The sequence below is a fragment of the Zhihengliuella sp. genome, from assembly GCF_031178195.1.
GTDB lineage: Bacteria > Actinomycetota > Actinomycetes > Actinomycetales > Micrococcaceae > Zhihengliuella.
Map to the genome: position 1 here is coordinate 15243 of NZ_JAPSJL010000010.1, position 12332 is coordinate 27574.

Here is a 12332-nt window from a genome sequence, read left to right on the forward strand (position 1 = left end):
GCAGGGGTCGGCGGCGTCGGGAGCGGACTAGCCGCGGCGGAGTCCGCTGCCTGCCCCGCCGCGATGATCCCACCGACCAACAGCACCGACGCGGAGACACGTGCCGGCCACGCCAAGGGCGCCGGGCTCGGCGTGTTCAACCCACGGTCCTTCCCCGACCGTGAATGCGGTGCCGTCTTCATGTCAGTTCTGAAGATTGTTCTCGGCGACATACTGGGACAGGGTGTCGTTCTTGATGGCGTCGGCAACCTCGGCCGTCGCCGCGGGGTCGTAGATCACGATCGACTGCCCGTCGGCCGAGCGGCCGACTCCTCTGTTGGGAAGCGTGAACGTCGTGATGTCCGAGCTGCGGACGTCACGCATACTCACACCCATCTTGGCCAGCGTCATCGAGTCGAGGCTCTGATCCACGGTGACGTACGGGGAGAACTCGCTCACGACGTCGGAGATCTTGCCCGGATTGGTCAAGGTGTCGGCGTTGAGGAACTCTGACATCACCGCCCTCATGTAGAGCTGCTGATTGGCGACGCGCGTGTAGTCGCCATCCTTGAACTGTTTCCGTTCGCGGACGAACTTCAAGGCGCTGTCGCCGTCCAGTTCGATGACTCCAGCCGGAAAGTGCTCTCCTGCGGACCCGCCGGACGTGAAGGCCCGCGGATTGTTCACCTCGACGCCGCCCAGCGCGTCCGTCAGCGCCTTGAAGCCTTCGAAGTCGATAATGGCGACGTGATCGATGGGCGCCTCCACGAGTCCTTCGATCGTCTGCACCAGCAACGGCACTCCGCCGAACGCGAGTGCCGCGTTGATCTTGTGCTCGCCGCGCCCGGGGATCTCGACCCACGTGTCACGCATGATGGACATCACGTTCACGGACGAGCGATCGCCGGGGATGTTGACGAGCATCATCGTGTCGGAGCGCCCGCCATTCGGCACATCTGCCAGGTTCTCGGTCTCGCCGCTGCCCCCGCGGACGTCGGAACCGATGACGAGGAAGTTCACCGCGTCCGAGCTCGCGTCCGGACGCTCCGGCCGTGGCTCATCCGTCGGGAAGACCGATTCGATGGTCTGTGCCTTCGACTGGAAGCTGTTCATGAGGCTGTAGAGGTAACCGAAGGCGATTCCGCCAGCGATCAGCACGACAGTGAGCAGAGACAGCACGACGATGAGTACTGGCCGCTTCTTGCGGCCGGGCCGCCCCTCGTCGAATTCCGACGTCGTGTCCGCCTGGCTCATACAACCCCAATCCTCTTCACGGCTCAACCGAGCGGCTGGACCAAATAGCAATTATGCCATGCCGATATTTCGGAATGTCTGCCAGCGGCGTGGGACTGCTCATGCGTGAGCCTCTGGCCGGCCGGCTGCCATTAGGCTCGAGGGGTGAGAAGGACACGAAGGGGAAACCGCGACCGTACTGACCGAGTGGAAGGGCGCGCCGGAATCCGTCGCCATCTATTCATGGCCGCCGCATCTGCCGTGACCCTGCTGGCCGCAGGATGCGCTCCAGTAGTGGACGTGGAGCCCGCGCCCAAGGCGAACGACCCCCGCTGTGCGGACGTCATGGTCTATCTGCCGGAAACCCTGTCGGGACTGGCGCGGCGGGAGACGAACAGCCAGGCCACCGCCGCTTGGGGGGAGCCATCAGCGGTCGTCGTGCGGTGCGGCGTCGACACCCCGAGTACTCTCGCGACGCAGCCGTGCGTCACGGCCAATGGTGTCGATTGGCTGGCCGTCGAGGGCGGGGACCACTGGACACTCACGTCCTATGGGCGCACGCCCGCTGTCGAGGTGCTCTTCGATCCGAACACCGTGCCGTCCAGCAATGTCCTTCCGGAATTGGCGGCTTCGGTGGAGCGAGTTCCCGCGCAGGAGGAGTGCCTCTCCACAGAGCGCGAGACCGACTTCCGCTAGCGCAGTCCCCGTCGGCGCTCCAGTGCCAAGCTGATCAGCTCGTCGATCAGCTCGGGGTAGGCCAACCCCGTCTTCGCCCACATCTGTGGGTACATGCTCGTCGGTGTGAAACCCGGCATGGTGTTGATCTCGTTGATGACCCATCGGCCGTCAGGCGTGTAGAAGAAGTCCACTCGGGCCAGCCCTTCGGCCCCGACAGCGTCGAAGGCTGCGGCCGACAGGGTCCTGATCTCTTCCACAGCCACCGCCGGGAGTTCGGCCGGGCAGCTGAGGTTCGCCGCCGAACCGTCGACATACTTGGCGTCGAAGTCGTAGAAGGCGTGAGATCCGTCGGCAACCACGATCTCCCCCGGATAGGAGGAGCGAGGTGCTCCGGCTCCGCGGCCTTCGAGCACTCCGCACTCGATCTCACGTCCCACCACCCCGGCCTCGATCACGACTTTGGGGTCGTGCAAGCGGGCCTCCTCGATGGCCGCCATGAGCTGGGACGGCTCGGTCACACGCGTGATACCCATCGAGGAACCCGCTCTGGCCGGCTTGACGAAGAGGGGGTAGTCCAGCGACTCCACGGAGCGCAGGGCGGCCTCACGATCCCGACGCCACACCTTGTCCGTGATGACGGTGTATGGCCCCACTTCGAAGCCCGCCGCAGCGAAGGCGACCTTCATGAAATGCTTGTCCATGCCGATGGCGCTCGCAGCGACGCCCGAGCCCACGTAGGAGATGTCAGCCATCTCCAGCAGCCCCTGCAGGGTGCCGTCCTCACCGAAGGGACCATGCAGCAGCGGGAAAACGACGTCGACGGTGCCGAGATTCTCGACTTCCGCGCCGCCCGCCTCTGCGACGAGCTGGCGACCTGCCGCCGTGATGCCCGCATCGTTCGAAGTTCGCGCGAGGCCGTCCGCCTCCGCCAGTCGGACGGTGCTCCTGCCGCGCGTCACCTCGGGGCGCACGCCGGACACGAGCGTCCAGTCAGCGGGGTCGGACTCCACGCGGGTCCACACGCCGTCGCGCGTGATGCCCACGGGCACCACGTCGTACTTCTCCCGGTCTATGGCGCCCATGACGCCGGCGGCGGTGACGCACGAGACCGCATGCTCCGAGGAGCGGCCGCCGAAGAGCAGCAGGACTCGGGGCTTGCGGGAGGAGCTCATTCGTCATCGCTTTCGTTGCGGTGGTCTTGTTCGGATTTGAGGTCGCGTCCCAGCAGCTGACGCGCCATATTCGTCGTGGACAGACGTCCGTCGAGCACAGCGACGACGGCTTCGGTGATCGGCATCTCCACGCCGTTGCGCCGGGCGAGGTGCAGGACGGCGTGCGCCGACTTCATACCCTCTGCCGTCTGGGTCATGCTGGACACGACCTCGTCCGGCGTCAGGTCCTCGCCGAGGAGCCGGCCCGCCGTGCGGTTCCGGGACAGCGGCGAGGAGCACGTGGCCACCAGGTCGCCGAGACCGGCGAGCCCGGCCATCGTCTCGATGCGTCCGCCGAGCGCGGACGCGAGCCGCGTCGTCTCGGCGAGGCCGCGCGTGATGACCGAGGCCTTGGTGTTGTCGCCCATCCCCATGCCGTCGCACATGCCGACGGCCAGAGCGATGACATTCTTGACGATGCCGCCCATTTCCACGCCGACGACGTCGGAGTTGGTATACGGCCGAAAGTACGGCGCGCTGGCGGCTGCCGCGATCCAGGCGGCGACCTCCTCGTCCTCGCAGGCGACGACCGAGGCCGTGGGCTCCTCCCGGGCGATCTCCATCGCCAGGTTCGGGCCGGAGACCACCGCGACGCGGGACGGGTCCAGCTCGAGCTCGCTGCAGATCACCTCGCTCATGCGGGCATCGCTTTCCCGCTCGAGTCCCTTCATGAGCGAGACGACGACGGCCGAACGCGGCAGGAACTCGGCGACCTGGCGGAGCTGGGCACGCAGCGTCTGCGCCGGCACCGCGAGCACCACGATGTCCGCCTCGGACAGTGCCTCTCGCGCGTCCGAGGTGGCGTGCACATTCTCGGGCAGCTCGATGCCGTCGAGATAGTCGGCATTGCGATGGCGTTCCTCGATCTCGGCGGCCACGGCGGGCCGACGCGCCCACACGACGACTCGGGCCGGACCGCCGTCGTCGGCGTTCGCCTGCGCAGCGTCGGCTAGGACCTTGGCGAACGTCGTGCCCCAGCTTCCCGCGCCGAGCACCGTGATCTTCCGGGGCGCACTCACTGAGAACTTCCCTGCCCGCCGGCCGGTGCGGGCCCCCCGAAGTCGCGCCCCTGCAGCGCCTGGCCGTGCTCCCGCGGATCCCACAACTGCGTCGGGGCCCGTTCGCTGCGCAGCTCCCCCACCCCGGCTGCGAGTGCGTGCATAATGCGGTCCGTGGCTTCCTCGAGGACGGTCTTCGTGATCGGTTTGCCGTAGAGGTCGGTCAAGTCGACGGGATCCCCGACCCGGACGCGGACGGTCTTGCGCGGAAGCACGTGAAGTCTCTTGCCATAGCGCGGAAGCACTTCCTGAGCGCCCCAGTGCGCAATCGGCACCACCGGCGCATGGGTCTGCAGGGCGAGACGGGCGGCGCCGGTGCGACCGCGCATAGGCCACAGGTCGGGGTCCCGGGTCAGGGTCCCCTCCGGATAGACCACCGCGACGGAGCCGGCGTCGAGCAGTGCTCTCGCCTGCTGCAGCGAGCGGTTCGCGCTGGCCGACGACCGGGTGACCGGGATCTGCTCCGTGGCCTTGAGGACCCACCCCACGAGCGGGAGATCAAAGAGGGATTCCTTGGCCAAATAGCGTGGGAGCCTGCCGTTGCTGTAGAGCGCGTGACCCACGACGACCGGATCGATCTCGGTGACGTGATTCGGACAGGCGATGAACCCACTCGTCGGCAGCTGGTCGAAACGTTCCCAGCGTTTGGCCATCAGCAAGTTCATGAGTGGACGGGCGACGCCCGCGATCAAGCCGAAGGTGACGCGCGCGCGGCGGCTCTCTTGCACGGGCATCCCCTTAGCTGTGCTCTTCGCTCAGTTCGACACGGGCGCCGAGGCCCTGCAGCTTGTCCAGGAAGTGCTCGTAGCCGCGGTTGATCAGCTCGATCCCCGTCACCCGGGAGCTGCCCTCGGCTGCAAGCGCTGCAATGAGATGGGAGAAGCCGCCGCGGAGATCCGGGATGTCGATGTCCTGCCCCATGAGCTTCGACGGGCCGGTGATGACGGCGGAGTGGAGGAAGTTCCGCTGTCCGAAGCGGCACGGAACCGAGCCGAGGCATTCTCGGTGGAGCTGGATGGTGGCCCCCATGCGGACCAGTGCCTCGGTGAATCCGAACCTGTTCTCGTACACGGTCTCGTGGACGATCGAGACGCCACGCGCCTGGGTGAGCGCCACGACGAGCGGCTGCTGCCAGTCGGTCATGAAGCCCGGGTGGACGTTGGTCTCCAGGACCAGCGGCTTCAGCTCGCCACCCGGGTGGTAGAACCTGATTCCGTTGTCGTGGACGTCGAACGCGCCGCCGACCTTGCGGAAGGTGTTCAGGAAGGCGGTGAGATTGGGCTGCTGGGCCCCCTCGACGAAGATGTCACCCTTGGTCACCAGTGCGGCCGAGGCCCACGAGGCGGCCTCGTTGCGATCCCCGACCGCGAAGTGGTTGTAGCCCGACAGTGTCGGAACGCCCTCGACCCGGATCACCCGGTCGGTCTGGACCTGGATGATCGCGCCCATCTTCTGCAGGATCGCGATGAGATCCATGATCTCCGGCTCGACGGCCGCGTTCTTCAGTTCCGTGATGCCCTCCGCGCGAACGGCGGAGAGGAGCACCTGCTCGGTCGCGCCCACCGACGGGTAGGGCAGCTCAAGCTTCGCTCCGGTGAGCCCGTGCGGGGCGCGGATGGCGATGCCGTCCGTCCGCTTGTCGACCACGGCACCGAAGGCGCGCAGGACGTTCAGGTGGAAGTCGATCGGACGGTCGCCGATCCGGCAGCCGCCCAGATCGGGGATGAAGGCCTCGCCGATGCTGTGGATGAGCGGCCCACAGAAGAGGATCGGGATCCGGGAGTCGCCGGCGTGAGCGTCGATCTCCTTGGACGAGGCTCGAACGGCCCCGCGCGGGTCAAGCGTGAGATCGCCGGATTCCGGGTCCTTCGACACGGTGACGCCGTGGATCTGCAGCAGTCCGGTGACGATTTCCACGTCGCGGATCTCCGGCACGTTGCGCAGCACGGATGGGCTGTCGCCCAGTAGCGCGGCGACCATGGCCTTCGGCACCAGGTTCTTGGCCCCCCTGACGTTGACAGTTCCGCGCAGAGGCGCACCGCCATGAATGGTCAGGACTTTGCCCATGGATCAAACCTCACGTTCGTCGATTACCGGCTCGCGCCGGAAGCACCACGTAAGCATACAACCGGGGCCTGGGGATTCCGGGGACCGGAATGCGGCTCACGAGTGTCCTTGCGCACGCGTCCCGACGCGTCGGCGATTGTTCCCTCTCGCACGAAGCGAGCAGCCGCCCTCGGAGCTTTCCGAGCGCGGCTACGGCTGATATTGAGTCAGGTGCGGGCGGGAAGGGTCTTCGGCTTGAAGCCCTGTCGGGTCCGCTCGTAGGCCTCGATGTCGCTTTCCTGCTGGAGGGTCAGCCCGATATCGTCGAGGCCCTCCATGAGGCGCCACCGCGTGTAGTCGTCGATCTCGAAGGGGACGCTGATGGCACCGCAGGAGACGAGGCGGTTCTCCAGATCGACGGTGATCTCCGTCCCGGGGTGGTTCTCGAGCTCCTTCCAGAGAAGCTCGACGTCGGGCTGGGCGACCTGTGCTGCCACGAGTCCCTGCTTGCCGGCGTTGCCACGGAAGATATCGGCGAAGCGCGAGGAGATCACTGCTTTGAAGCCGTAGTCCTTGAGCGCCCAGACTGCATGCTCGCGTGATGATCCGGTGCCGAAGTCGGGACCTGCCACCAGCACGGAGCCATTGCGGTAGGGCTCCTGGTTGAGGACGAAGTTCTCATCGCGGCGCCACGCAGCGAACAGTGCGTCCTCGAAGCCAGTGCGGGTCACCCGTTTCAGGTAGACGGCAGGGATGATCTGATCGGTGTCGATGTTGTTCTGGGGCAGCGGCACGCCGATGCCGCTGTGAGCGATGATCTTTTCCACGGGGACTCCTTAGGCTGCCTGGGCCGCAGTGGCGATGGGGGGAAGGTCGGACGGCGAACTGAGGGTGCCTCTGATCGCCGTGGCGGCCGCGACGAGCGGAGAGACGAGGTGGGTGCGCCCGCCCTTGCCCTGGCGACCCTCGAAGTTGCGGTTGGAGGTCGACGCGCACCGCTCCCCCGGCGCGAGTTGGTCCGGGTTCATACCCAGGCACATGGAGCATCCGGCGAAGCGCCACTCGGCGCCGAACTCCTTGAACACCCTGTCGAGCCCCTCGGCCTCGGCTTCGAGGCGGACCCGCGCGGAGCCGGGCACGACGATCATCCGGACGCTGTCGGCCTTCTTCCGGCCGTGGATGATCTCAGCGGCCGCCCGGAGGTCCTCCATGCGGCTGTTCGTGCAGGAGCCGAGGAAGACCGTGTCGACGGGGATCTCCTTCATCGGAGTGCCTGCCACGAGGTTCATGTACTTGAGCGCCCGCTCGCACGACTGCTGGTCGCCCTCGTCCTCGAAGTCCTCCGGCGCGGGCACACGTCCGGACAGCGAGACTCCCTGGCCCGGATTGGTGCCCCAGGTGACGAACGGCTCCAACTCGTCGGCGTCGATGTGAACTTCGGCGTCGAACGAGGCCTCGTCATCCGTCTTCAACGATTCCCAGTACTCGACCGCAGCGTCCCACTCTGCACCGGTCGGCGCATGGGGGCGGCCCTCGATGTAGTCGTAAGTCGTCTGATCGGGGGCGATCATCCCGGCGCGGGCCCCGGCCTCGATCGACATGTTGCAGATGGTCATGCGGGCATCCATGGACAGCGCACGGATAGCGGAGCCGCGGTACTCGAGGACATAGCCCTGGCCCCCGCCGGTTCCGATCTTCGCGATAACCGCAAGGATGATGTCCTTTGAGGTCACACCCGGCTTGAGGGTTCCCTCGACGTTGATCGCCATGGTCTTGAACGGCTTCAGCGACAGCGTCTGCGTCGCCATCACATGCTCCACCTCGGACGTCCCGATGCCCATTGCGAGGGCCCCGAAAGCACCATGGGTGGAGGTGTGCGAGTCACCGCACACGACGGTCATACCAGGCTGGGTCAGTCCCAGTTGCGGACCGACCACGTGAACGATGCCCTGCTCCTTGTCACCCAGAGAGTGGAGTCGGACTCCGAACTCAGCGCAGTTCCGCCGGAGCGTCTCGATCTGGGTGCGGCTGGTCGGGTCGGCAATCGGCTTATCGATCTCCAGCGTGGGAGTGTTATGGTCCTCGGTGGCAATCGTCAGGTCGGGTCGACGGAGCTTCCGATCCGCGAGACGCAGTCCCTCGAATGCCTGTGGCGACGTGACCTCGTGGAGCAGGTGAAGGTCGATGTAGAGCAGGTCGGGCTCCTGCGTCCCCCCTGTCCGCTCACCACGGCGGACGATATGATCCGCCCACACCTTCTCAGCCAGCGTCTGCGGCTTCTGCCGATCAATCATCGCGTCCTCCATGACAATAAATTTGCCGATGATTCAAGGAAAGCACCACCGCTCACCGGTGGCCAGCAGCCTAGCTCGCGTCTCACATAACGAGACGCTAATATCAACGTATGGACAATTCGAGTGGCGTAGGCGTGCTGGACAAGGCGGCGATGGTGCTGGACGCTCTGGAGGCGGGCCCAACGACACTCGCCCAGTTGGTATCGGCAACAGGGCTGTCCCGGCCGACGGTCCACCGCTTGGCTCAGGCGCTGGTCCACCACCGACTTCTCGGCAAGGACATCCACGGGCGCTTCATCCTGGGAAGCCGTCTGGTCGAACTCGCGTCGGCCGCAGGAGAGGACCGGCTCATCGCGGCCGCAGGGCCACTGCTCATCCAGCTTCGCGACCAAACCGGTGAGAGTGCCCAGGTCTTCCGGCGACAGGGCGACAGCAGGGTCTGCGTGGCCTCCGCGGAACGTCCGGTAGGTCTACGCGATACCATCCCCGTCGGCACGCAGCTCTCCATGAAGGCCGGGTCAGCGGCGCAGGTCCTCCTTGCCTGGGAGGACCATCAGAGGCTCCTCGATGGACTCGATGGGGCACGCTTCACGCCCACCATACTTTCGGGCGTGCGCAGGCGCGGCTGGGCCCAGAGCCTCGGAGAACGCGAGCCTGGCGTCTCATCCGTATCAGCCCCAGTCCGAGGCCCCAATGGTCGCGTCATTGCAGCTGTATCGATATCCGGTCCGATCGAGAGACTCACCCGCCAGCCCGGCAAAATTCACGCCGAAGCAGTCGTGCACACGGCGGTCCAGCTCAGCTCCGCCTTGCGTACTCAGGACACGACGACGCGAGAGACCTGACCAGACGACGCGAAGGGCTCGCATTCGACGAACGTCGAATGCGAGCCCTTCGCGGTTCATTCTTGTCAACCGACGCCCTGCGACGCCACGTCGCCAGCGCTGGCAATGAGCGACTCTGCCCGGGCTCGCTGCACATGCTTTGTACCAATAATTTCGAGTGAGACATTGGTTGCTCGGTCCCAAGACTTGGCCCGGAAGGCTGCAGCCTCGGCGACTACGCGGAATTTCACCTGAACAGGCTTCTGGCCATTCGTCGTGAAATTCAGTTGAACCGGTTCCGAGCTTGCCGCCAAGTCATGCCGGAACAAGTAGTCCCCGATCTCGAGTTCTATGAAGAGCTTGCCGAGCGCCCGTGGATTGGAGTACTCACTGTGCAAAACGAACTCGATCTGAGTGGGTTTCTGCTCTGTCAAAGCCAGGACGCCGACGTGCTCGACCTTCATTCCCGGTGCCGGCGACGTCATGAGCATTCCGAGGTCGAGCCGGTGGAGTCCGCTTCGTACAGGACCATCGCTCCGCACGGTTTGACCCGGAATGCCTTCGACTGTTGCACCCATCTTCGCGAAATGCGCCGCGGACTGCCGTGTGGCCACGGACTTCTTCTTGGTCGGCGCCTCTCCATCAGCGGGGACCTCGTAGACAGCAGGGACCGCTGGGGTCTTCGCGATAGCGCGCACAGAGTGGCCCAGCGAATTCGCGGCCTCGATTTCGAGCGTACGCACCTTTTGCGTGGCCGCATCTGACAGGCCCTCAGAGATAGCGACCGATACACGATCCGCGATTTCCGAGGGAGTGGCCGTCAGCTCGAGCCCGTCGATGGTCCGCCCTACCTCGTCGAAGTGCCGATACACCTTAGGGTCATAGCAGAGACCGACTGCCGGGACACCCACTCGGTGAGAGATGAGCGCTGCGTGCAATCGCATAGAGACGAGGACGGAACAACTCTCGAGCGCACCGATGTAAGCGTCGAGCGACAGTTCCCCTGCCTCGTCGATGAAGACCGAGGGTATATAACTGGGCAGGCGTCTTGTGACTTCCCCGATGGCCTTCCGATCCATGCTCTGTCCAGCTTGCATTGGAAGAGCCACCACCGCGAGCTTCTTGTCCTGCTCCCGGAGGCGACCCGCTACTTCAACTATGGCGTCCCGAACATTGAACGCCACGGCCATCATATCTTCCTTCGCCCACGGTCGCAGATTGAGCCCGACGATCGTATAACCCTGATCCTTCAAGTCCTGAAGTGCAGGCGGGACGACGGCTTGAACGTCCGTCAAGTCGACCGCGTAGACACTGTCCGGTCCTACGTGAACGAGCTCTTCCCGAACGGGCAGATTACGCAGAATCTCTCCTGATTCGGGGTCGCGCACGTATATCGAATCGGCGTGGCTGGCCAAGTATTTGACGGTCTTCCGAGCCGTTTCGTCCGTCAGTGGGCCTACGCCCAAACCGACGACATGGAAGGGCACATCAAGGACCTTGCCCATCAGGGGCAGGATCCCGAACCCAGCCATGGACACTGTTCCCCCGGTGAACATGGCGGCGAGCCCACCACCGCGCGCAAAAGTGTAGTCGTGCCAGAGCCCACCGCCACCGAGAACCACTGCGGACGCCGTCTTCACCTGGTAGGCACTGACAGTGTGATTCTTACGTTCAAAAGCCTGCAGACCATGTGCGGCCTCTACCTGCGTGGGACTCTCTGACGCCACGTACACCTGAACAGCATCGTCCGCACGCATCAGACTCGAGCTGATAGACCTGAGGATCATCTCATCGCCGAGGTTCCGCGCCCCATAGAAGCCAGAAACAATTACCTTCTTGGAACGCGGAAGGGACTGCGAAAGCGTCGTCTCGATCTGGTCTCGGCGCTCAGCACTAAGCCACGAGGCTCCCTCGGTGCCCAAACGCCGGAGGGTGTCGAAGAGGCCCATCCACCGGTGCTCGTAGAGGTGTTCGGTGATGACCTTGCGAAAGCCGTTGAGTGCAATTCGCTCGTATTCGGACGGGTCAGCCAGTATCTCGCCGATTTGACGAGCGAGATCTTCCTCATCGTCGTAGCCGATAATGTCTTCGCCGTAGGTAAAGAACCTAGACATCTCGTCAAATCGCCCCGTGGCGACGAGACGAGCCTGTCCAGCAGATTCGAAGACGCCGCATTTGATGTTAATGTAACCGGCGCGCGTCAACGGGAAGTTGACGTGAATCTTTCCCCCCTGAAGTGCCTGCACCATCTCGGTTCCCGCGACAGTCTGCGAATCTGGGATATCCCAGCCCCGACCATACGTCTTGACATCGAATTTTTTGGCCAGCGCAGACATCATTGAATTTCTGTCAGGCCTATTCGTCGCATGCCCGAGACAGATCACGTCGGCATCGAATTTATCCGTGTTGGCGATCTCCTGCGTGACGAATCCACGGTCGATGCCGAACGGGAAGTAGACCGTGTTCTCCACACCTGCCTCACGATACATTTCCAACGCGATCTCGGCATTGGTGGTATGCAGATCGAAGACGAGCTGGTGGTCGCGAATTGTGGGAAAGACGTCTGGATCACTCAGTGTGATGCCAACAAGGACGATACCGCGGTCTTTGAGTTTCTGGGCGTCTTCCTCGGTGAACGTCATGCCGCCGGCGCAGCACACGATAACCTGCGGCTGAAACCGATCTACCGTTCGTTCGATCTTGTCATACTGCACGTACACCGGTCCCATACCACCCTGCCGGCGCTGCGGATTATGCAGGATGCGATGACGCCTTGTATCAAGGTCTAGAACGTGATGCCCAAGATTTCGGAGCGACCGAGAAAGCGAAGAAACGATGTCCGTTGTTCCATTGACGGAAGTCCCAATGAAGAGAATGCGCCAATGAAATCCTTGGTCGAATATCTTACTCCGCAACTCATCTTTTAATTGCTCAATTTTCTCGTCCACTAGTGTCCTAAATTCGCGCGGGGGCAACTCCGGTGAGACTATACCAGCCAGCCCCGGAGCG

At 64.2% G+C, this 12332-nt stretch carries 10 protein-coding genes; 2 read left to right on the top strand and 8 right to left on the bottom strand.

Translation table 11 applies throughout. The features are described 5' to 3' along the window. Positions 1-183: 183 nt before the first annotated feature. Positions 184-1233 carry an LCP family protein gene (locus tag RIN46_RS12880; RefSeq protein ID WP_309081919.1) on the bottom strand — a complete coding sequence of 350 codons (1050 nt, stop codon included), beginning with the start codon at positions 1231-1233 and terminating at the stop codon, positions 184-186. 273 nt (positions 1234-1506) lie between these two features. Here RIN46_RS12880 and RIN46_RS12885 point away from each other — a divergent pair, with 273 nt between their 5' ends. Next, positions 1507-1908 (top strand): DUF3515 domain-containing protein, encoded by a 402-nt coding sequence (locus RIN46_RS12885; protein ID WP_309081920.1) that lies wholly within the window; start codon positions 1507-1509, stop codon positions 1906-1908. On the opposite strand, the gene RIN46_RS12890 is transcribed toward RIN46_RS12885, so the two are convergent. The 6 genes from RIN46_RS12890 to leuC all read right to left on the bottom strand — a co-directional run bounded on the left by RIN46_RS12890 (position 1905) and on the right by leuC (position 8511). Further along, positions 1905-3062: a D-alanine--D-alanine ligase family protein gene (locus tag RIN46_RS12890; protein ID WP_309081921.1), complete on the bottom strand. Its 1158-nt coding sequence runs from the start codon at positions 3060-3062 to the stop codon at positions 1905-1907. The two genes, RIN46_RS12885 and RIN46_RS12890, sit on opposite strands and share 4 nt — an antisense overlap. Further along, entirely contained in the window at positions 3059-4120 is a 1062-nt protein-coding gene (locus tag RIN46_RS12895) for an NAD(P)H-dependent glycerol-3-phosphate dehydrogenase (RefSeq protein WP_309081922.1), read from the bottom strand. Before RIN46_RS12895 ends, RIN46_RS12890 begins: the two co-directional genes overlap by 4 nt. Beyond that, positions 4117-4887, bottom strand: a complete 771-nt coding sequence (locus tag RIN46_RS12900) for a lysophospholipid acyltransferase family protein (RefSeq protein WP_309081923.1) — start codon at positions 4885-4887, stop codon at positions 4117-4119. Before RIN46_RS12900 ends, RIN46_RS12895 begins: the two co-directional genes overlap by 4 nt. A 10-nt stretch (positions 4888-4897) precedes the next feature. Continuing rightward, positions 4898-6226: a UDP-N-acetylglucosamine 1-carboxyvinyltransferase gene (gene murA / locus RIN46_RS12905; protein ID WP_309081924.1), complete on the bottom strand. Its 1329-nt coding sequence runs from the start codon at positions 6224-6226 to the stop codon at positions 4898-4900. A 206-nt stretch (positions 6227-6432) separates the two neighbouring features. Next, positions 6433-7032 carry a 3-isopropylmalate dehydratase small subunit gene (gene leuD / locus RIN46_RS12910; RefSeq protein ID WP_309081925.1) on the bottom strand — a complete coding sequence of 200 codons (600 nt, stop codon included), beginning with the start codon at positions 7030-7032 and terminating at the stop codon, positions 6433-6435. Between the two features lie 9 nt (positions 7033-7041). Then, complete coding sequence (gene leuC / locus RIN46_RS12915) at positions 7042-8511, bottom strand: 3-isopropylmalate dehydratase large subunit (RefSeq protein WP_309081926.1); 1470 nt, start codon at positions 8509-8511, stop codon at positions 7042-7044. 98 nt (positions 8512-8609) lie between these two features. On the opposite strand from leuC, the gene RIN46_RS12920 reads away from it, so the two are divergent. Further along, complete coding sequence (locus RIN46_RS12920) at positions 8610-9344, top strand: IclR family transcriptional regulator (RefSeq protein ID WP_309081927.1); 735 nt, start codon at positions 8610-8612, stop codon at positions 9342-9344. Between the two features lie 65 nt (positions 9345-9409). Here RIN46_RS12920 and RIN46_RS12925 read toward each other — a convergent pair whose 3' ends face one another. Beyond that, a complete protein-coding gene (locus RIN46_RS12925) occupies positions 9410-12271 on the bottom strand; it encodes a polysaccharide pyruvyl transferase family protein (protein WP_309081928.1) in 2862 nt (953 codons plus the stop codon). Positions 12272-12332 lie beyond the last annotated feature (61 nt).

Bases quoted from the DNA above. Each gene is read 5' to 3' on its own strand.
- RIN46_RS12880 (WP_309081919.1), bottom strand. From the start codon at position 1,233: ATGAGCCAGGCGGACACGACGTCGGAATTCGACGAGGGGCGGCCCGGC.
- RIN46_RS12890 (WP_309081921.1), bottom strand. From the start codon at position 3,062: ATGAGCTCCTCCCGCAAGCCCCGAGTCCTGCTGCTCTTCGGCGGCCGC.
- murA (WP_309081924.1), bottom strand. From the start codon at position 6,226: ATGGGCAAAGTCCTGACCATTCATGGCGGTGCGCCTCTGCGCGGAACT.
- leuC (WP_309081926.1), bottom strand. From the start codon at position 8,511: ATGGAGGACGCGATGATTGATCGGCAGAAGCCGCAGACGCTGGCTGAG.
- RIN46_RS12920 (WP_309081927.1), top strand. From the start codon at position 8,610: ATGGACAATTCGAGTGGCGTAGGCGTGCTGGACAAGGCGGCGATGGTG.